Annotated in this window: 20 protein-coding genes and 2 pseudogenes; 16 read left to right on the plus strand and 6 right to left on the minus strand. The window is 58.8% G+C overall.

What is annotated here, in order from left to right:
* Positions 1-58: 58 nt before the first annotated feature.
* Both AC07VR_RS30040 and AC07VR_RS30045 read left to right on the plus strand, forming a co-directional pair.
* The gene (locus AC07VR_RS30040; RefSeq protein ID WP_495013441.1) at positions 59-1,156 is read left to right on the plus strand and encodes an HlyD family secretion protein; all 1,098 of its coding nucleotides are present in this window, start codon (positions 59-61) and stop codon (positions 1,154-1,156) included.
* Positions 1,153-2,748 carry a DHA2 family efflux MFS transporter permease subunit gene (locus tag AC07VR_RS30045; RefSeq protein WP_495013442.1) on the plus strand — a complete coding sequence of 532 codons (1,596 nt, stop codon included), beginning with the start codon at positions 1,153-1,155 and terminating at the stop codon, positions 2,746-2,748. Before AC07VR_RS30040 ends, AC07VR_RS30045 begins: the two co-directional genes overlap by 4 nt.
* A 31-nt stretch (positions 2,749-2,779) precedes the next feature.
* Here the strand turns inward: AC07VR_RS30045 and AC07VR_RS30050 are convergent, their stop codons facing one another.
* A complete protein-coding gene (locus AC07VR_RS30050; RefSeq protein WP_495013443.1) occupies positions 2,780-3,421 on the minus strand; it encodes an FMN-dependent NADH-azoreductase in 642 nt (213 codons plus the stop codon).
* A gap of 107 nt (positions 3,422-3,528) precedes the next feature.
* On the opposite strand from AC07VR_RS30050, the gene AC07VR_RS30055 reads away from it, so the two are divergent.
* On the plus strand, positions 3,529-4,383 hold the full coding sequence (locus AC07VR_RS30055) for a LysR family transcriptional regulator (protein WP_495013444.1): 855 nt from the start codon (positions 3,529-3,531) through the stop codon (positions 4,381-4,383).
* A gap of 129 nt (positions 4,384-4,512) precedes the next feature.
* Here the strand turns inward: AC07VR_RS30055 and AC07VR_RS30060 are convergent.
* From AC07VR_RS30060 to AC07VR_RS30070, 3 genes and pseudogenes are all read right to left on the minus strand, one after another.
* Positions 4,513-4,639 (minus strand): annotated as a pseudogene (locus AC07VR_RS30060) (3-oxo-tetronate kinase); the annotation flags it as partial.
* A gap of 20 nt (positions 4,640-4,659) precedes the next feature.
* On the minus strand, positions 4,660-5,634 hold the full coding sequence (gene denD, locus AC07VR_RS30065) for a D-erythronate dehydrogenase (RefSeq protein WP_495013445.1): 975 nt from the start codon (positions 5,632-5,634) through the stop codon (positions 4,660-4,662).
* Between the two features lie 15 nt (positions 5,635-5,649).
* Complete coding sequence (locus tag AC07VR_RS30070) at positions 5,650-6,960, minus strand: MFS transporter (RefSeq protein ID WP_495013446.1); 1,311 nt, start codon at positions 6,958-6,960, stop codon at positions 5,650-5,652.
* A 162-nt stretch (positions 6,961-7,122) separates the two neighbouring features.
* On the opposite strand from AC07VR_RS30070, the gene AC07VR_RS30075 reads away from it, so the two are divergent.
* A complete protein-coding gene (locus AC07VR_RS30075; RefSeq protein WP_495013447.1) occupies positions 7,123-7,908 on the plus strand; it encodes a FadR/GntR family transcriptional regulator in 786 nt (261 codons plus the stop codon).
* Between the two features lie 656 nt (positions 7,909-8,564).
* Here the strand turns inward: AC07VR_RS30075 and AC07VR_RS30080 are convergent.
* The gene (locus AC07VR_RS30080) at positions 8,565-9,449 is read right to left on the minus strand and encodes a LysR substrate-binding domain-containing protein (RefSeq protein ID WP_495013448.1); all 885 of its coding nucleotides are present in this window, start codon (positions 9,447-9,449) and stop codon (positions 8,565-8,567) included.
* 164 nt (positions 9,450-9,613) lie between these two features.
* Between AC07VR_RS30080 and AC07VR_RS30085 the strand changes: the two genes are divergently transcribed.
* From AC07VR_RS30085 to AC07VR_RS30140, 12 genes and pseudogenes are all read left to right on the plus strand, one after another.
* On the plus strand, positions 9,614-10,360 hold the full coding sequence (locus AC07VR_RS30085) for an SDR family NAD(P)-dependent oxidoreductase (RefSeq protein ID WP_495013449.1): 747 nt from the start codon (positions 9,614-9,616) through the stop codon (positions 10,358-10,360).
* 65 nt (positions 10,361-10,425) lie between these two features.
* The gene (locus tag AC07VR_RS30090) at positions 10,426-11,274 is read left to right on the plus strand and encodes an alpha/beta fold hydrolase (RefSeq protein ID WP_495013450.1); all 849 of its coding nucleotides are present in this window, start codon (positions 10,426-10,428) and stop codon (positions 11,272-11,274) included.
* A gap of 58 nt (positions 11,275-11,332) precedes the next feature.
* Positions 11,333-12,082: an SDR family NAD(P)-dependent oxidoreductase gene (locus tag AC07VR_RS30095; protein ID WP_401117527.1), complete on the plus strand. Its 750-nt coding sequence runs from the start codon at positions 11,333-11,335 to the stop codon at positions 12,080-12,082.
* A gap of 44 nt (positions 12,083-12,126) precedes the next feature.
* Complete coding sequence (locus tag AC07VR_RS30100) at positions 12,127-12,876, plus strand: SDR family NAD(P)-dependent oxidoreductase (protein WP_495013451.1); 750 nt, start codon at positions 12,127-12,129, stop codon at positions 12,874-12,876.
* 72 nt (positions 12,877-12,948) lie between these two features.
* Entirely contained in the window at positions 12,949-14,208 is a 1,260-nt protein-coding gene (locus AC07VR_RS30105) for an MFS transporter (RefSeq protein WP_495013452.1), read from the plus strand.
* Between the two features lie 86 nt (positions 14,209-14,294).
* Positions 14,295-14,942: a glutathione S-transferase family protein gene (locus AC07VR_RS30110; RefSeq protein WP_495013453.1), complete on the plus strand. Its 648-nt coding sequence runs from the start codon at positions 14,295-14,297 to the stop codon at positions 14,940-14,942.
* A gap of 93 nt (positions 14,943-15,035) precedes the next feature.
* Positions 15,036-15,440, plus strand: a complete 405-nt coding sequence (locus tag AC07VR_RS30115) for a nuclear transport factor 2 family protein (RefSeq protein WP_495013454.1) — start codon at positions 15,036-15,038, stop codon at positions 15,438-15,440.
* 19 nt (positions 15,441-15,459) lie between these two features.
* Positions 15,460-15,828 (plus strand): DUF427 domain-containing protein, encoded by a 369-nt coding sequence (locus AC07VR_RS30120; RefSeq protein ID WP_495013455.1) that lies wholly within the window; start codon positions 15,460-15,462, stop codon positions 15,826-15,828.
* Positions 15,829-16,013: 185 nt separating this feature from the next.
* The gene (gene egtB / locus AC07VR_RS30125) at positions 16,014-18,161 is read left to right on the plus strand and encodes an ergothioneine biosynthesis protein EgtB (RefSeq protein WP_495013456.1); all 2,148 of its coding nucleotides are present in this window, start codon (positions 16,014-16,016) and stop codon (positions 18,159-18,161) included.
* A 176-nt stretch (positions 18,162-18,337) separates the two neighbouring features.
* Positions 18,338-19,255 carry an alkene reductase gene (locus AC07VR_RS30130; protein WP_495013457.1) on the plus strand — a complete coding sequence of 306 codons (918 nt, stop codon included), beginning with the start codon at positions 18,338-18,340 and terminating at the stop codon, positions 19,253-19,255.
* Positions 19,256-19,422: 167 nt separating this feature from the next.
* Entirely contained in the window at positions 19,423-19,611 is a 189-nt protein-coding gene (locus AC07VR_RS30135) for a hypothetical protein (RefSeq protein WP_495013458.1), read from the plus strand.
* Between the two features lie 88 nt (positions 19,612-19,699).
* Positions 19,700-20,118, plus strand: a pseudogene (locus AC07VR_RS30140) (DUF924 family protein); the annotation flags it as partial.
* 121 nt (positions 20,119-20,239) lie between these two features.
* On the opposite strand, the gene AC07VR_RS30145 reads toward AC07VR_RS30140, so the two are convergent.
* Positions 20,240-20,448 (minus strand): Mut7-C RNAse domain-containing protein (locus AC07VR_RS30145; protein ID WP_495013459.1); only part of this gene is annotated, 209 nt, incomplete at its 5' end.

A 20,448-nucleotide genomic window follows, 5' to 3' on the forward strand; every position in this document is an offset into this window, starting at 1 on the left:
CAGGCCACTGCCGCCCTGGGGTTGCTGTAGTGCATGGCATTGAGCAGGAAATGAAAAAATGAACTCGCTCCAGGACAAGGCCACCATTGCCACCGGGGCAATCGCCGGGCCCCCCGTCGTAGTGGCGCGGCTAAGCACGCGCAAGACAATCGGCATATTACTGTGCGTCGGCGCGGTGGTGGTCGTGGCCGCCTGGGGGACCATGGCTGTTTCGAGCGGCACAACCTCGACCGATAACGCTTATGTTCGCGGTGACGTGACCTCACTCGCCGCAAAGGTGGCCGGCTATGTCACTGCGGTAGAGGTCGTGGACAACCAGACCGTCCGGGCGGGTGACGTCCTGTTTCGTATCGATGACCGGGACTATCGCGCAAAGCTTGCGCAAGCAGAGGCTAATGTCAGCGCTGCAAAGGCTCGACTGACCCATGTCGATGCGCAGACCCAGCTTCAGCGTGCGTTGATTCGGCAGGCCGAAGCCCAACGACGTTCAGCCACCGCCGACATGGATCTGGCAACCAAGACCCACGATCGCAGTCGCAAACTGATCGTCAGCAACGCGGTGAGCCAAGCCTTGGTCGATGAAACCGGCACGGCGCGTTCCAGAGCCGAGGCGTCGGTATCGGCCGCTTCGGCAACGGTCGAGGCGCAACAGCAACACATCGCCGTCTATGTGGCCGAGCGAGAGGCTGCCGTGGCGGCCGTGTCGCAAGCAGAGGCTGCGCGCGATCTCGCCCAAATCGATCTCGACTACACCGTGGTACGCGCGCCTGTGGGTGGCGTCGTCGGTAACCGCCAGGTTCGTATCGGCCGGCTCGTTACGCCGGGCGTTTCCTTACTCGATATCGTGCCGGTCAATGATGTGTGGGTCGTGGCCAATTTCAAGGAAACCCAGCTCGAACATATCCGCCCCGGACAGCGCGTGCGCATCACGGTCGATGGCTACCCCAACACGGTGCTTGAAGGCTTGGTCGACAGCTTTGCACCGGGGAGTGGGGCGGCGTTCAGCTTGCTGCCGCCTGACAACGCAACCGGGAACTTTGTCCGTGTCGTGCAGCGGGTTCCGGTCAAGATCCGGCTGGCCGACAATCCGCTGCCGGGGCGCATCGTGCCAGGTCTGTCCGCGCGGGTGGAGGTGACGCAAGGGGGCGGCTCATGAACACCTTTGCCAGCGCAACGCCGAGCAGCGCCAAGGCTACGACTGGCGTCCTGCTCATCGTGGGCATCGTGCTGGCCACACTGACGGAAGCGATCGCCGGCACCGTTCTTTCGATCGGGCGCGGCGATATCATCGGCGACACCTATGCAACACCTGATGAATTCGCCTGGCTGGATGTCGGCTACACCACGCTCAAGCTGATCGGGTTCATCATGGCCCCATGGCTGATGCAGCGTTTTTCTGCGCGTAACCTGATCATCGGTTCAACCCTGGCCATGGGCCTGGCGTGCTGCATGGCCGCCATCATCGCTCGACTGGACCTGCTGATCGCGCTTCGCATCATTCAAGGCTTCGCCGGCGGCACCCTGCTGGTGGCGGGCCAGGCGATGATTTTTCGTGCCTGGCCGCGTGCCTTTCAGCCGATCCTTCAAGCCCTGTTTGCCATGGGCTCGGTGGTCGCGCCAGCGACTATTGCCCCGGCCCTTCAAGGGTGGTTGATCGACAGTCAGTCCTGGACCTGGATTTTCTTCAGCGTGGTACCGCTGGCCCTGGCGGCGACCGGCCTTTTGTTCATCGCAGACGGCCCATCGCCTGCCAAGGTCCGGCAGCGTCCCTTTGACTGGCTCGGCTTCTCCCTGATCTCGGCCACCCTGTTCTGTTTCACCTACGTGTTCAGCCAGGGCAGCCGATGGGACTGGTTCGAGGAACCTCGGATCCTGATGCTGACAATGATCGGCACCGCCGCGCTGCTGGCATTTTTCGGCCAACAAGCGTTGGCCAAAGGCCCGGGGCTATTCGATTTCACGGTGTTCAAATCGAGTGATTTTACCTTTGCCTTTATCGTCAGCTTTGTCGCTGGCGCCGCCTTGTTCGGCAGCGCATTTTTGATTCCGGCATTCGCCCTGTCGGTGCTGGCGTTCACCCCGACCGATGCCGGCTTGCTCCTGCTGCCCAGTGGCGGTCTGTTTGTTGGCTCGCTGCTCATCGCTGCCTTTTTTATCAAAGTGCGCCGCGTTCCACCGGTTGCGACAGTGCCCTTTGGCATCCTGCTTATCATGGGGACGATGTGGATGCTGTCCGGTTCCACCAGCGACAGCGGCACCGGTGACATGATGGCGGCTATCCTGTTGCGCGGCCTGGGCCTTGGCTTCCTGTTTCTGTCAATTACGCTGATCGCCTTCAGCGACCTCAACAACCGCAACCTCGCCTGCGGCATCGGCCTGTTCAATACGGGGCGTCAATTGGGTGGCTTAATAGGTGTCGCCGGGCTCCAGACCCTGATCGACCATCACATCGTCATCAATGTCGCGGCCCTCGGCGCCAACGTTACCCCTGGGGGAAACGCGCTCATCGAACGGCTGACGACCACCACGGCGATGTTGGTGGGGAAGGGGATGGATCAAGCGGCCGCTGGCAGGGCAGCGACGAGCCTTTTGGGCAAGGTCGTGTCAGGTCAGGCCACGGTGATTGCCTTCGACACCGCGTTCTACGCCGTGGCCCTGCTGTTTGTCGTCGCCGCGCCCATACTGATCGGCATCAAGATCGGCCTGCTGCGATACGCGAAAGCGCGAGCTGCGCTTACAGTCGCGTGAGACAGCCCACACCAACCGAGCCCCTGAAACGTCAGCGATAAATACTGTCTGCCAATCTCCTGGCCTGCTGAGTCGCGGCCTCACGCGCTATGCGATCAACGTCTTCGCCCAGGATGGTTTTCTCCACAATCACCGAATGCACATCCGTCACGCCGACAAATTTCAGCCAGGCTTCAACGTAGGGCTTCTGAAAGTCGAAGCGTGTTGCCGGCGTGCTCGACTGCGCCGAAAAATCCAGGCCACGGGCGTACATCACCACAGCGGTTTTGTTGAGCAGCATGCCTTCCAGGCCGCGCTCCGCGTCAAAACTGAACAGAATGTCTTTCTGCGACACCAGGTCAATGAAGTGCTTGAGTTTGTACGGGATACTGAAATTCCACAGCGGTACGGACATCACCAGCACATCCGAGCGGTGCAGGTGACTTGCCAGATCTTTCAGCGTGTTCCAGGCGTCTTGTTGTGCGGGGGTCAAGGGCGTGCCATTGAGTCCGGCGTATTTGGCCTCCATTGCCAGATCATCGAATTCCGGTAAAGCCTTGTTCCAAAGGTCGAGCGTGATGATTTCGGTGTCTGGGGCGTGTTCTTGGTAACGCGCAATGAAGCTGCGGGCGACTTCAAGGGAGGCCGAACGTTGCTTGCGTGGGGAACATTCAATATGCAGAAGAGTAGTCATGGCGCGCCTCGAGTGGTGGGGGAGATAGGGCTGGTGGGCGCATTGCAACATAGTTAAATTTGAAATATAAATCGTAAATTAATACGCAATTGATCACGTATAAAACTATGTTCGATACGCTGCTGCTCAAGACATTTGTCACTGTCGTCGATGAAGAAGGCTTTAGCCGTGCTGCCCAGAAGCTGCACCTCACTCAGTCTGCGGTCAGTGGCCACGTGCGGCGATTGGAAGAACAGATTGGTAAACCGCTGTTGACGCGCACCACCCGCTCCCAGCAATTGACTCCCGATGGCGAGCGCCTGGTCTCTTATGCGCGCACGATCCTTGTGCTGAACCGTGATGCCTGGGCAGAACTGACGCGCACGCCGTTTCACGGACGGCTGCGGATCGGGGTGTCCGAGGATTTTGTCGAGTCGCGGTTATTGCGCACTTTTCAGGATTTCGCGGCGCAGTACCCGGGCATGGAGATCGACGTGCAGGTGGGCATTCCTGGCACGTTGCTGAACCTGATGAAACAAGGCCATCTGGAGCTGGTCATCGGTTCTCTATGCGAAACCAGCGAAGCGGGGCTGCTGTTGTGGCAAGAGCCGCTGGTGTGGGCCTGGTCGGTGCAACCCGTCACCCGGTTACCGACGCCATTGCCGCTGGCCCTGTTCCCCGAGCCGTGCCCTTATCGAGAGATAGCGCTGACGCGGTTGGCTCAGGCGGGGATCGCCCAACGCACGGCGATGTTATGCAGCAGCGCTGCCGGGTTGCGGGCGGCGGCGCTTGCAGGCTTCGCGGTTGCGCCCATGACACTCAGTCAGTTGGGGCAAGGACTGGCGGTTCTCGGGGGCGAACAAGGGTTACCGGATTTGCCGGATGTGCAATTTCGGTTGTTTACCTCTCCTGACGCGGATCAGGCGATTGCGGCAGCGATCACTCAGCTCATTGTGGAGTATTGCTCCACGCGGAGGGCTTGACGGTCATTCACGGAGGGCTGCTCAAATGTGTAAATTCCGGTGGTGCTTAAGCTACACAGATCAGCTCTCGGAAGAAGTGATTGAGTCGTGACTGCATGCCCGACTCGCTGAGTAATTGGTCCTGTACGCGGCACTGGGTATGCCGATGCAGTGCACGGTACGCATGCCGCCATGCACCAGCATGTTGGCAAGGTCAGTGGCCGGTGAAATCTTCAGCGATGCAGCCCAACAGGGAGCGGGCAGGGGCATTCAACATGTTGAGTTCCTCAATCTGGTTTATCTCGGCAGATACTCATTCATGAACTGCTTGATCACATCGGTGAAATCCTCATCCGCCGTGAACCCCAGATCCCGGGAGTAGGTGGCGCAAAAGGCTCCTGGCCACGAACCGACGATGCGCTCGATCGCGGGATTGCGCTCCATGCGAATCCGTCCGGCAACTTCTGCGCCCGCAGTCTGACGCAGTGCATCGATCATCCGTTCGACGGTAATCGACAGGCCCGGCATGTTGATCACACGACCCTGGTTCAATTGCTCGCTTGATAACTCATGACCATGGATCAGGTTTCGAATCGCGAGCGCAGGCGACATCAGCCAGAGCCGGGTATCGAGGGGCACCGGACAAACGCTGTGCTGGCCGTTGAGCGGTTCGCGGATGATGCCACTGGCAAAGCTGGAAGCGGCCAGGTTTGGTTTGCCCGGGCGCACCACAATGGTCGGCATGCGCAGGCTGCGGCCGTCGACGAATGCGCGCCGGCTGTAGTCGGCGAGTAGCAGGTCGTTCATGGCTTTTTGCGTGCCATAGGAACTCTGCGGCGCCCAGACGTGATCATCCCGGACGCGTTCCGGCAATTGCCCGCCGAACACCGCGACGGAGCTGGTCATCACCCATTTCGGGCAAGTGCCGAGCAGGCGAATTCGTTCGAGCAGATTCTGGGTCGCAGTGAAGTTGATGCGCATGCCCAGTTCGAAGTCGCCTTCCGCCTGGCTGGAAACCACCGCAGCCAAATGGAAGATACTGTCAGTGGTTGCATCGATCAGGCTGTCCAGAACTTCAGGGTTAGCGATATCGCCACACACCACCTTTACCCGAGGATCATCGATCCCCTCGAGCGCGACCCTGTCGAAGGCGACGATTTGCCTGATGGGTTGGGACTGGCCGACGCGGTCGGTGAGAGAGCCACGCAGCAGCAGGGCTTCGATCAGGCGGCGGCCGAGGAAGCCGGCTGCGCCGGTCACGAGAATTTTCATGAGTTACTCCAAGCTTCAATGATTGACGAGTTTTCCGGGAATTCTGAAGACCAGCAGGGCGCCTAGGAACAGCGCGCTTGCCATCACATACATGCCGATCGTGGTGCTGTGGGTCGCGTCTTTAAGGAAGCCCATCACGTATGGAGAGACGAAGCCCGCCAGGTTGCCCCAGGAGTTGATCAGGGCAATGCCGGCTGCCGCTGCCGTGCCTCCGAGGAAGGCAGTAGGCAGGCTCCAGAACAGTGGCAGGGTGCTCATAGCCCCCATGGAGCCAAGGGTCAGGCCGATCATGGAAACAGTGAAGTTGTCGCTCCAGGTGGCGGAGATGAACAGGCCGATACCGCCCAGCACTGCGGTCAGCGCCAGGTGCCAGCGACGCTCGCGCAGCCGATCCGCGCTGCGCGAAACCAGGATCATGGTCAGTGCCGCTGCGGCATAAGGGATGGCGGTGAGCATTCCGACCTGCAATACATTGCTGACTCCGGCTTGGCGGATAAGTGTCGGCAACCAGAAACCCACGGTGTAGAAACCGGCGATCATGCAGAAATAGATGGCCGTCAGCAGCCAGATGCGCGGCTGAAGGAACACCTCTTTCAGGCTGTGCTTTTGATGGCCAGCGGTTTCGGCGTCGATGCGGGTCTGCAGCAGAGTTTTCTCTTCACTGGTGAGCCAACCGGCCTTGGAGATCCGGTCGCTGAGGCAGAAAATCACCAGAATTCCGACGGCGATCGAGGGCAGCCCTTCGAGAAAAAACAGCCATTGCCAGCCGGCAAACCCATGGTCACCGTTAAAGGCGCTCATGATCCAGCCGGATAAGGGTGCGCCAATCAGTCCGGACAGCGGCACTGCCGTGGCGAACAGGGCATACATCTTGCCGCGGCGATGGGTCGGAAACCAGTAAGACAGATAGAGGATGACACCCGGGTAGAACCCGGCCTCGGCGAGCCCCAGCAGGAAGCGCATGATGTAGAAGGACATTGGCGTACTAACCAGTGCCATGGCGGAGGAGATGATTCCCCAACTGATCATGATGCGCGCGATCCACAACCTCGCTCCGACGCGATGCAGGATCAGGTTGCTGGGAATTTCCACCAGGAAGTAGGCAATGAAGAAAATCCCTGCGCCGAGACCATAGATGGCTTCGGAAAATTGCAGATCGTCGGACATCTGCAATTTGGCGAAACCAACGTTCACCCGATCCAGATAGGCGACGAGGTAGCACAGCAACAACAGCGGCAGGATATGCCACGCGACTTTGCGATACGCCAAGTCCTCGAAGCGATCAGCGGGCACGATGGCACCGGTTTGAATCACTGATTCAGTCATGTGTTTCCCCCATCCTTATTTTTGTAGTGGGTAACTTTGTTTTTATCGGATTAACATGAAGTGCCGTTTTTTATCATAATACGTCATACGAATTCAAGGGTCGGAAGTCAAGGAGGACGACGGGCCTAAAATGCAGTACCGTTTACCGATTTGAGCCTAGAGATGCCTATGTCCACTCCTGATAAATCTTCCTGTTCCGCCGATGCGCTGGCTGTTCTGAAGGATTCCGCCAAGGGCACGCTGTCCGATCAGGTAACTGCGGCCCTCAAGGCCTATATCACCAATGGCGAAGTGCTGCCGGGAGCTCGCCTGCCCACGGAACCCGTGCTCGCGGAGCGTTTCGGGGTTAGCAGGACGGTAATCCGCGAGGCGATCTCGCGCCTGAAGTCAGCCGGTCTGGTCGAGGTCCGCCAAGGCAGCGGTACCGTCGTCAGCGAAGGCGCGCACATCAAGGCGTTCACTATCGATCTGGATGTCTGCGGGTCGATTGAGGCGGTATTACGGGTCACCGAGTTACGCCGTGGTATCGAAGGGGAAGCGGCTGCACTGGCAGCGCAGCGGCATTCGCCTGTGCAGCTGGATGCCATCCACCAGGCGTTGAAGGCCATCGATGCAGCCGAGCAGGCGGGTCGCGATGGCGTCGAGGAAGACCTTGCGTTCCATCACTCCATTTCCAAAGCTACGGGCAATCCGCTGTACCCGTCACTGCACGAATTCATCGCTCAATTCATCAAAGAGGCGATCCGCATCACGCGCTCCAACGAGGAACGCCGCCGGGATCTGGCCAAGACGGTGCGGGTCGAGCACTTCGCTGTGTACGCGGCCATCGCCGCACGTGACCCTGAAGGCGCGCGCCATGCGGCGCTCAACCACATCAATAACGCTGTTGAGCGTCTCAAGAGTGCCGATCCCTCGTTCTGGCAGAATCCGGGGGCGAGAGCGTCATAGTATCGTGCGCGTTTACTGGTGCTCGTTAGGCATGCAAACGAATACATCGTCTGTCTAGGACTTTAGCGGATGGTGATATTAGGCACTGCGATCGTATTCCACATGGACCGGTTTGGTTAGCGCCTTAAAGAGGCGCGCAAGGCACTTTTCCAGCGCTCGTGATACAGCGTGGCCGCTTGCTAGCTATCATGCAAACTGACTCGAACACAAAACAGAGGGAATATCTGCGTCCTACTCTAAGCGGGAGTGGGCGAGGGAAATTTGATGGCGGCCTTTCGTCAAGGGCCGCTTCTGGCCGATTCTGTTGAAAAAGTCGGCTTCAGTTTCCGCGACAGAAAAGTACGCGTCTGAGATTGAAATCCGAGTTTTGCGCAGAAGGTTCAGGACTCGGATTTTACGTAGCAGCGCGCTGAAAACGCATTTTCACCGCTTAATACATGGGTAGCCAGGCCGGGTCGACTTTTTCAACAGAATCGGCCGATAGCTGCCTGCTAACGCGTTACACCGCTGTGCGTTTTCGGACTACTTAAAGGCGTTCGAAAAAGTCTCGTGTCATACCCTCCGCTCACAGGGCCTAACAAAACTAGACATGAGGACGAATGCGAGCGGGTGGCCAGAACGAATCCAATATGTCTTCCCTTTATTTTCTACAGGTTTCACTTCGGTGCCATCAGTTCGCCGAGCCGCGACAGAAACAGCTTGAGAATCGGTGAGGTGTTCGACTTGCTGTAGCCCACCGCTAAATCGATCATCGGTGCCTCGCCTTCTAGCGGACGGCTGACGACAGACCACGGCAGCAAATTCTTGGCATAGGCGGGCATCAACGCCAGGCCGCGGGTGGAGGCGACCAAGGACATGGCCATCGCCAAATTGTCCACCCCGTGATCCAATTTGATGTCGAGCCCCGAGCGACGGAGATAGTCTTCGGTGACTGCACGCAGCACCGTGGCCTTGTTCGAGCCGCCGATGAAAATCTCGCCCACTAAATCTTGCGGGCGCACTGCTTCGCGCGCGGTGAGGCGATGGTCGCTCGGCATCAGGACGATAAGTGGCTCCCGGTCCACCACGTGGTACTCGAGATCGTAATCCGGTTCTACGCGCAGGAAGGCAAGGTCCAGCCGGCCGCGGACGAGCGCTTCGGCGAGATCCGGTGAATAGTCGCTGGAGACCATGACCTGGATGTTCTTCATTTCGTCGCGCAGCACGTGCATCGCTCGCGGCAACCAGTTCATCTCGTGCCCGGTTTGGAAGCCGATGGAGAATGTCTTCCTTATCGGCTGCGCCGCCCTGCGTGCCGTTTCGACCGCAGCATCGACCTGCATCAGCGCCAGGCGGGCGTGGTCGAGAAAGGCTTTGCCCGCAGCGGTCAGCTCGACGCCATGAACGCTGCGCGACAGCAACTCGACTCCGACATGATTTTCCAGATCCCGGATCTGCCGGCTTAACGAAGGCTGCGAGGTGTGCAGTCGTTTCTCGGCTGCTTCCGTCAGGCTACCCGTCTCGGCGACGGCAATGAAATATCGAAGATGTCGCAGTTCCATGGTGCTCTCATGCCTGTCAGGTATGCCCACAGCTTACAAAGTCTTTTTCAACTTCGCCATAAGCTCCTAGCTTGTTGCCTATGGCGGCGTCGGGGAAGTTCTCCCAGCGCCGAAACCATTTGGCTATCTATACGCCGCAAGTCATACCTTGCAGGAGCTTAAAAATGAACAAGCCCGTTATTCTGATCACCGGAGCCCTCACCGGTATCGGCCGCGCCACTGCCGTCGCCTTCGCCAGGAAAGGTGCGAAGGTGGTCGTTGCCGGTCGACGCGACGAAGCCGGCAAGGCACTCGTTGAGGAGTTGCGCTCTTTCGGTTCGGAGGCCGAATTCATCAACGCCGACGTCCGCAACGAAGATGACGTCCGCAATATGGTCGACAGGACCGTTGCGCGGTTTGGGCGTCTCGATGTCGCCGTGAACAACGCCGCCACTGAAGGTGCGGTCGGCCCGATCACGGACCAGACCGCGGAAAGCGTTGCCGCGACGTTCGATACGAACGTTCTCGGCGTGGTCCTGAGCATGAAGCACGAGGTGCGCGTCATGCAGGCCCAGGGGAGCGGCAGCATCATCAATATTTCCTCGACCTATGGGCACAAGGGCGCGGCTTATGCCTCGATCTATGTGGGCGCCAAGCACGCTGTCGAAGGCATCACCAAGTCGGTGGCGCTCGAACTCGCCGCGTCGGGCATTCGCGTGAATGCGGTCTCGCCGGGCCCCACGGACACCGGCATGCTCACCCGCTTCACCGGCACGGAGGAGAACAAAGCGGCCTTGGTGGCGCAGGTTCCGCTGGGCCGACTCGGCCTCTCGGAGGACCTTGCCAACGCGATCGTCTTCATCGCATCGGATGAAGCTTCATTCATCACCGGCCATGTCCTCAACGTCGACGGCGGTCATACCGCTAACTGATCCTGCCCGGGTGCGGAGATTTGCTCCGCACCCGGTTAAGGGGGTCATCACCAGAGGGAATCTCAATGACTCAGTACAATCATCAGAGCGCGCCGACGCAGTTCGTGGACGCAGCGGGTATTCGGTTTGCATACCGACGCTTCGGCAAATCGGGTGGGGTTCCACTCCTCCTCAATATGCATTTCACCGGCACGATGGATCACTGGGATCCTGCAGTGACGGACGGATTGGCGCACGACCGTGAAGTCATTCTGTTCAATAACGCCGGTATCTCCAGCAGTTCGGGGGAGGTGCCGAACTCAATTGAGGAAATGGCGGCCAACGCCGCGGTCTTCATCAGGGCGCTCGGCCTCACACAGGTGGACGTACTTGGTTTTTCGCTCGGCGGCCTGGTCGCGCAGGAACTGGCGCTAGCCGAACCGGCGCTCGTACGGCGGCTGATTCTGGTGGGGACCGGACCGCGCAGCGGTGAAGGTATGGCCTCGCTGACACCCGAAGCGCAGGAGATCTTCGGTGCGACCTACGACGAGCCTGATCACTTGTGGCTCAGGGTGTTCTTCACCCCGTCCCAAGCCAGCCAAGCGGCGGGCCATGCTTATCTCAAACGCTTTCGACAACGCATAGTGGATCGCGATCCAGGCGTTAGCGACAAGGTCGGACCTGCGCAGATCGAGGCGTTGACCAAGTGGGGCGCACCACGCGAGAACCCTTTCGATTACTTGAAGGCAATTAAGCAGCCAACGCTGGTCGTCAATGGTGACAACGACGTGATCATCTATTCGGTGAACTCTTTGATCCTGCAGCGGCATCTGCCGAACGCGCAACTGATCCTCTACCCGGATGCCAGTCACGGCTCGCAGTATCAATACCCCGAGCGCTTTGTCGGCCACGCGTCCCTGTTCCTTTCTGAATAGACCAGGCACGCCTGAATCTTGCAGCGGGATTCTGGATCAAGACCAAGGGATGCTTATCATGACCAACCTCTACGGCAAGACTGCACTCGTCACCGGTGCCTCCCGCGGCATTGGCCGTGCCAGCGCACTAGCGCTGGCAAGAGCCGGCGCTCAAGTGCTCGTCCACTACGGTAGCGGAGAGAAGGAGGCGACAGCAGTGGTCGCCGAAATTCGCAAAGCGGGCGGGAAGGCCGAGAAGATCTCCGCCAACATGGGCGCAGCAGACGGGCCGCATTTGCTGGCCGAGCGCGTGCGCGCCATCGTCGGTGGTCGATTGGACATCCTCGTCGCCAATGCCGGTATCTCGAAGGCCGACACGATCGAGAAAACCACCGTCAAGGACTTTGACGATCTCTTTGCGGTGAACGTGCGCGCCCCGTATTTCCTGGTGCAGCAGTTGCTACCCGCTCTGTGCAAGGGCAGCAGCGTCGTTCTCCTGTCATCGCGTGCAGCAGCGCACACCGGCGTTGGGACGCTGTCCGCCTATGCAGCCACCAAGGGCGCCATCGATACCCTGGTCAAGTACTTCGCATCGGAACTCGGCGGGCGGGGCATCCGCGTCAATGCCGTAGCACCGGGCGTGGTTCTAACCGAGATGTCCAGTTTCGCCAAAACCGATGCGGGGCGGGACTTCACGCTGAGCATCCAGGCGCTTAAGCGCATGGCTCAGCCCGATGACATCGCAGCGGCCGTTGTCTTCCTCGCTTCCGATGACGCCCGTTGGATCACCGGCGACACCCTGCACGTCGATGGCGGCACAAAGCTCTGAACGATGGTTCTTCGAGCTACGCGTACTTAACCAGGATAAAGCAAATGTCTACTCAATCTGTTGTTCTCATCACAGGCGCACTGACCGGCATAGGTCGAGCGACCGCGATCGCCTTCGCTAATGAAGGTGCCAAAGTTGTCGTTTCCGGACGACGTGAAGAAGAAGGTCAGAAACTGGCGGCCGAACTCCGTGCACTCGGCACCGAAGCGGAATTTCTGATGTCCGACGTGCGTCATGAAGATGAGGTCCGCAGTCTGATCGATGCAACGGTCGAACGCTTCGGCCGGTTGGATATTGCGGTTAACGCCGCCGGCACAGAGGGGCAGTCCATTGCCGTAACGGAGGTGACGCCCGAGAACTATGCGGCAACGTTTGATACCAATGTGCTCGGCACGTTCCTCAGCGTGAAACACGAGATGAGGGTGATGTTGGCGCAGGGTAACGGCAGCATCATCAACATTTCGTCAACGATGGGCGAACGTGGTGGGGCGAATTTATCCCTCTATACCGCCAGCAAGCATGCCGTGGAAGGTCTGACCAAGTCGGCCGCCCTTGAGGGGGCGGCCTCCGGTGTGCGGGTCAATGCAATTGCCCCTGGACCGGTTCAGACAGCGATGCTCGACCGGCTAACCGGTACGGCCGAGCGCAAAGCCGCTTTCCTGATGAGTGTTCCACTCAAGCGTGCCGGAGCCCCGGAAGAGATTGCCGACGCCATTGTGTTTGTCGCATCCGGTAAGGCGACCTTCATTACAGGCCAAATCATTCGAGTCAACGGCGGCAAAACCGCTTCGTGACCCGTGCCCGTCATCAGGTTGGCGGTGGCTCGAAGATTTGAGTCCTTCTGCCGGCACAAAGGAGTATCTGCCATGCCCGTCGTCTATCCGCACTGTCCACCACCACGGATCGCTGCTCTGGCTTCTCGGCCCAACGAGCTGAGCCCGCGCGCTAGTTTCTGGGTGTCGGCGGGGGTAGTCGCACACACTTTGTGGACCAGCGCAGCACCAGCCATGAGCTACCGATTGTATGCGGAGCACTGGCAACTATCCCACACGGTGACGACGGGCATATTCGCTATCTATCCGCTCTTCGTGGTCACAGTCCTGATTGTGTTTGGTGATCTCTCTGATTACATCGGCCGTAGAACGACAATGCTTTTCGGCCTGATCGCCTCGCTGCTCGGCGTGCTGCTATTTGCCATCGCTCCGGGCGTCTTGTTGTTGTTCGTTGGCAGAGCATTGATGGGCATTGGTGTTGGGCTTAGCGTGGGGGCGTCGACCGCCGCGATGGTTGAGTTCGGTACCGATTCTCAGGTCAGACGGGCTGCATCCGTCACTGCGGTCGCACAGGCCTTCGGTTTCACAGCGGCACTGCTCGTTGGAGGTGCGCTTACACAGTACGCTCCATGGCCGATGCATCTCTCGTTCTGGGTACTGTTTGTGCTCCTCGTGGTGCTGTTCGTTGCGGTGTGGCATCTGCCGCGCCATGTGGGTACGCGAGCTACCAGCAAGTGGCGGCCAAGGGCGCCGTCCGTTCCCTCTGTTTTACGACCTGCGTTCACCATCGCAGCATTAGCGGTGACCATCGCCTACACACATGGCGTGCTGATTCTATCGCTCGGTGGGCAGGTCGCCCGCGACGTAATCGGATCCCCTAATGCCTTGGTCAATGGCGCAGTACTGGCCTTATTTGCGGTCACCTCTGCGCTGTCCGGGGCAGTGGCGCGACGGCTGAGGCCAAGGCTTTCCATGATTTTGGGTTCGATCGCCTCCGCTGTCGGAATGGCCTTGCTTGCGCTATCCGTCGTTTGGCACGGACTTTGGCTATACCTTGCGGCAAACGCGATGACCGGCGTCGGATACGGTCTGCTCTTTTTGGGTGGACTTGCCTTACTCAATTGCGCGACGCCCGCACAACACCGCGGTGGTGTGTTCTCGGCCCTTTACCTATTCGCTTATCTCTCGCTTGGCGTTGTCGCCCTTGGGCTGGGCATCGTGGCGACACACGCGGGGCTGAGTCTCGCAGTTGACCTTGGCGCGGGCGTTATCGCCTTGCTAAGCCTCACTGCAATCACTCTTTTGGTGGCGCAGCGAAAGAAGAGTTTTCTTACCGAGACTGCTTCCCTCTGAACATATGTTGATGACATCGCCGTCGGGGCATTAGCCAAAGCCCGACACATTGCTCTACCTCCGAGTCTCACAACGGAAATCAAACCATGACCGCCAATACACTCAAACTCTATCAGTCCGCGGGCTCGCCCAACTCTCGGCGCGTGCGCATTTTTCTCGCCGAGAAGGGCTTGTCTATTCCGCTCGTCCCGGTCGATCTGGGCAAAAGTGAACAGCATTCCGAGAAATACCGTGCAATCAACCCGCGCCGAGTCGTTCCGACCCTGGTGCTGGAAGACGGCACCGCCATCGGTGAGGTGCCTGCCATCATCCGATACCTTGAAGAGGCCTATCCGCAAACGCTATTGCTCGGCGAGACCGCAAAGGAAAAGGCCCTGGTCACGATGTGGGAGCGGCGCGCTGAATTGGAAGGATTCGCGACCGTCATGGAGGCCATCCGCAATGCCGCACCAGGCCTCAAGGGGCGCGCGATTGCAGGCCCCTATGACTACGAGCAGATCCCGGAATTGGCCGAGCGCAGCAAACTGCGGGTGAAGAACTTCTTCGCCGACCTTGATGCCCGCTTGGCTGAGGTTCCGTTCGTGGCGGGTGATCGCTTCTCCGTGGCCGACATCACGACCTTGGTCACCGTGGATTTTGCGGCTAACGCGATCGACTTCCCCGTACCGGAGGAACACGTCGCCCTGAAGCGCTGGTACGACCAGGTTTCAAAGCGCGCGAGCGCGTCGGCCTAACAACAAGCAGGAATTTGCGCATTGGCTTTTCACGTTTCTTTTTGGACGGTGCAGTGCGCTGCCTGAAGTAGTAAGCACGCGAGGAGGATCGATATGACCATCAGGACCACCCCGGAGCAGAACAAGGCACTCGTGCTGGAAGCTTTTGACACACTGTTCAATAAGCGAGATTACGGGGCGGCCACGCGTTTTTGGTCGGACACCTACATCCAACACAGCGCGCATATCGAACCCGGACGCGAAGGGTTGTTTGCCTTGATCCGCAGCGCGCCCGATACCTTGCGCTACGAGCATCAGCTTGTCGTCGCAGAAGACGATTACGTTATCGTCTACGGGCGCTTCTCAGGCAACGGTCGACCCGTTGCATGGATCGCTGCCGATGTGCTAAGGATCGAAGACGGTCGGCTCGCCGAACACTGGGACGTCTTGCAGGACGAAGCAAGTAATGCTGAATCCAGAAGCGGGCGGCCGATGTTCGGCGACACCTTTCCCACGTGAATTATAAGGACTGATCATCATGAAAATCCCCGGCCCCGATCATCCCATCACCATTACCCCATTCCAGGGGCGCGTCACCGTTCGCTTCAATGATGTCGTCGTCGCGCAGACCGACAAAGCCGTGAAGCTCGAAGAGGCCAAATATCCAGCGGTTTTTTACATCCCGAGATCCGACATTCGGATTGAACATTACGCGCGCACCGAACATCAAACTCATTGCCCCTACAAGGGTGACGCCAATTATTTCAGCCTGAGCGCCGACGGAAAGGCCGCCGAAAACGCGGTTTGGACCTACGAAGACACATACCCGGCAGTGGCGGAAATCAAGGGGCACGTCGCCTTTTACGCTGACAAGGTGACCTTCGAAATCGAAGGAGCACAGGGCTGAACCAGACGTTTACGAACCAGGCGTTTACGAGCAGTCACGCATCATGGCTTTTCGGGTCGGGACGAGGTGCACAAGCACTTCACTTTGGCTCGGTCATGGAAAGAACGTACGAAGCCCTGCCTCCTCTGGAAATACCAGAGGATCGACAGACCAGCGCAACGACGATTCACCGGAGAGAAAACCTGATGACCAGCACCTTAAGCGAGCTACGCGACCTTCCCGCCAATAGCGCGCTTCTCAAGCGCTACCAAACTATTCGCAGCCGGACAGAGAGCCTGATTGCACCCCTCAGCCCTGAGGACATGGTTGTCCAGTCAATGCCTGATGCCAGCCCTGCCAAGTGGCACATGGCGCACACCACCTGGTTTTTCGAGACGTTTGTGCTGGCCGAAAACGTCGTCGACTACCAGCCGTTCGATCCGGCGTTCGGTTACTTGTTCAACTCCTATTACGAGGCGATCGGCCCCCGTCATCCCCGGCCACAACGCGGGTTGATGACACGTCCGACCGTGGACGAGGTGCTGGACTACCGCAAGCATGTCGATGAACACATGCGTACCTTGCTGGAGTCGGCGTTGTCCGACGGCACCGCCGAATTGATCGAGCTGGGTCTGGCCCATGAGGAGCAGCATCAAGAGCTGTTGCTGATGGACATCCTGCACTTGTTCAGTACCTCCTCGCTCAAGCCAGCCTATGACCCGCGCTGGCCGATAGACCTCTCCGGGCGTCGCGGCCGGTTCAAGCCGCTCAAGGGTGGGCTGACCGAAATGGGTCACAAGGGCAAGGGTTTCGCCTTCGACAACGAAGGCCCAAGACACACTACTTACCTACAATCCTTCGAGATCAGCGACCGTCTGGTGACCAACGGTGAATGGCTGACCTTCATGGCGGACGGCGGCTACAGCAAAGCCAGTCTATGGCTGTCAGACGGCTGGGCGGTCGTGCAGCAAAACGGCTGGAACGCCCCGCTCTATTGGCAGCACGACGACGAGGGCTGGCGGCAGATGACTTTGCGCGGTCTGGAAGCCATTGACCCGACGGCTCCGGTGATCAGTATCAGCTATTACGAAGCCGCTGCATTTGCCCAATGGGCCGATGCGCGCCTGCCGACCGAAGCCGAGTGGGAAGCCGCCGCTGAAGCCGGTCTGCTGGAACAAGTCGATAACGTGGCCTGGCAGTGGACACAAAGTGCGTACAACGCCTACCCGGGATTCCGCCCGGCGGACAGTGCGGTCGGCGAATACAACGGCAAGTTCATGATCAACGTGATGGTGTTGCGTGGCGGTGCCAGCATCACCCCCCCAGGCCATGCCCGCTCGACCTATCGCAACTTTTTCGGCCCGGACAAGCGCTGGATGTTCTCCGGTTTGCGTCTGGCCCGGGATGCTCGGCAGCCGGGTGCGGTGAACAACCACGACAGTGAATTTGGTCGTGATGTCATCGGCGGCTTGTCAGCCCCGGTGAAAAACCTGTCGCCCAAATACTTCTACGATGCCACGGGCTCCGAGCTGTTCGAGGCCATCTGCGAGACGGTCGAGTACTATCCGACGCGTGCCGAAACCGGTCTGCTGACCCGGGTTGCGCAACAGATTGCCGATGCGATTCCAGAGGGCGCGGCTCTGGTGGAGTTCGGCAGCGGCGCCAGCGAGAAAACCCGACTGCTGCTCGACGCCGCCCCACAGATTGCGCTGTACGTGCCCATCGACATCAGCGCCAATGCGCTGAACAAAGCCGCCGCGCGGCTGACAATGCAGTACAAACAATTGAGGGTCGTGCCACTGGTCGAGGATTTCAGCCGTGCGCTGCAATTGCCGGCCGAAGCGGCTGGGTACAGCTGCGTAGGGTTCTTCCCCGGTTCGACCATCGGCAATTTCACCCATGATCAAGCCGAGGAGTTCCTACGTTCGGCTCACGCGTTATTGGGTGATGAAGCTCACTTCATCGTTGGCGTGGATCTAGTCAAGGACGCCGACATCCTGGTCGCTGCCTACGACGACGCTGAAGGGGTGACCGCGCGGTTCAACAAGAACCTGCTGAAACGCATCAACCGTGAACTGGATGGTGACTTCAACATCGATGCCTTCGACCATTTGGCATTGTGGAACGACACCGATGAGCGCATTGAGATGCATCTGGTGAGCCGCGGCGAACAAGTGGTCAGCGTCGCTGGGCATACCTTCCTCTTCAGCGACGGCGAACGTCTGCATACCGAGAACTCGCACAAATTCACCGTCGAATCCTTCACCAAATTGGCGGCGCGTGCTGGCTGGTCGGTAAGCAGTTACTGGGTGAGCGAAACTCCGCAGGTTGCGTTGTTCAATTTGAAGGCGTGATTGTCGTGTGGTCAACACGATGGTCAACACGATGGTCAACACGATGGTGAAGACGGTGGGAGGTGGGGCGGCGGCTGCAATATGCAATCGATGTTCCACGGCTTCGGCCAGGCTGCCGGTGTTGGCCCTATTTGAACAGCTTGGCGCATTGGTGCCGGTCAATGGAGATTGTTGTCATGACTACTGCACGAGAACTCTTCGAAGCCCTTCGCCTTGGTGCGATCGACCTTACTCATCGAGTTGTCCATTCCTCTACGACGCGATTACGCGCCGAGACGGATGAAAGCCCCAGTGCAATGATGATTGAGTACTATCGCCAGCGTGCTTCAAAAGGCGGCTTGCAGATTACCGAAAGCGCCCACCCCTCCCGTGACAGCCGTGGCTACCCTGGCGCCCCGGGCATTTACACCCAGGCACACGTTGATGCCTGGCGTAAAATCACTGATGCGGTTCACGCCAAAGGCAGCCAGATTGTCATGCAAATCGCCCACGTCGGTCGTCAGTCCCATGTAGACCTGAGCGAAGGCAAAGCGCCCATTGCACCCTCGGTGGTGCCATTTCAAACCCAGGTGCTGACCCAAGACGGCTGGGTGCCAAACTCTCCTCATCGGGCGCTCGATCTTTGGGAGATTCCGGCGTTGGTGGAGTCCTTCCGTATGGCCGCCATGCGGGCAAAGGAAGCAGGGTTTGATGGTGTGGAGTTGCACAGCGGCAATGGCTATCTCGTTGACACCTTCCTTCAGGATGGAACCAACAAACGCACCGATGCTTATGGAGGGAGTCTGGAAAATCGCGCCCGGTTTTCTCTCGAAATACTGGAAGCGATGATCTCGGTGTGGGGCCCTGGCCGGGTTGGTATCCGCATCTCGCCAAGCGGGCAGTGGGGAAATATCTCGGACAGTAACCCTGAAGCGACTTTTGGCTATTTCGCCGCGCGGCTCAATGAGCATGAACTGGCTTACCTGCACATCATCGAGCCGCGCATCAAGGGCGCGGAGGTGTCCCAGCGACCGGTGGCAGCCGCCGCGCTGCGTAATATCTTCCGCGGACCGATCATTGAAAATGACTATCTCGCTTTTCCATTCGCAACCTGATGGTTGACATGCTGGGGCCAGAACTGTCACCGGCCACCTTCGTGGTACTGCATGACCGGCCTCTGGATACCAGGGGCTACGTCACCAACGCATGGCGCTACGCTTGACCGACCAGAAAATCCTCTTTCGTTTTTCCTGAAAGGCAACCCGGTGCTTAAGGGGTAACTATGTCTCGCATCATCGGTTTCACCCAATATGGCGGCCCGGAATTCCTCACCTATTCGGACATCGACGTGCCGACACCGGCCAGCGGTGAAGTACGTATCCAGGTTAAGGCCATTGGTCTTAATCGAGCTGAATCCATGTGGTGCAACGGCGCCTATGTTGAGCCTGCTCATCGAGTTTTTTCGCGATAAGCTCGAAAGAGCGTAACGCACCAACCCAATAATCAGGTTGAGCATAGAGTGCGCCATACGGTGCGCTACTCAATGTGAGGATTTGATCTTGGCCAATACAGCAAGTGATTCGCTCCACACACCACTGGTGGTCATAGCGTTTTGGAAGGAGGTAGGGCCACAGAGATGGTTCAAGAAAGACGAAGCGTTCGATAACCAGTTTCGGGAAGCATTCTCCACATTGCATTTCGGGCTGCCAGACGTGAGCTGGAGCATTGGATGGCAACCCCTGAAGGGGTGTTGGCATTACTGATTTTGCTCGCCCAGTACTCTCGGAATGCGTTTCGAGGTACAGCCCATGTGTTTACGACTGACCCGCTCGCCTGTTTCAATGCTCGTCAGATGGCACATACCGAGATGGACAAGCAGATCGAAAGTTCATTGCGAATGTTTTGCTATCTGCCCTTCGAGCACTCGGAGAATGCCGACGATCAGCGTCTGTCTTTGCGCCTCAATCGGGAACTCGAACAGAAAGGGTTTCGCGGGGTAGTTATTCGGCTGGTGATCAGGTGAATGACCGCTTCTGGCCGTTATCTGCCTGATGCAAAAGCCGGTTATCCCTGCAACGCAGCCGGCCCGATGCGCTCGGCTATCGGTCCAGCAGAGGTGCCAGCAGTGCACACATGCCGCGCCAGTGCGAACCCTCCCAGTAAACCCGTTGGCAGGCGTCGCAGCGCAGGAAGCGCGAATAGAGGGCGCCAATGCGTGGCGGCACCTGCGGCCGGGCCAGTTCCGGGCTGATCTCGTGCAGCGGCAGGTTGCAATGCAGGCACAGGCTGAATGGCCGCGCGCTACGCG

Source organism: Pseudomonas sp. GW821-FHT02H09 (assembly GCF_059421425.1).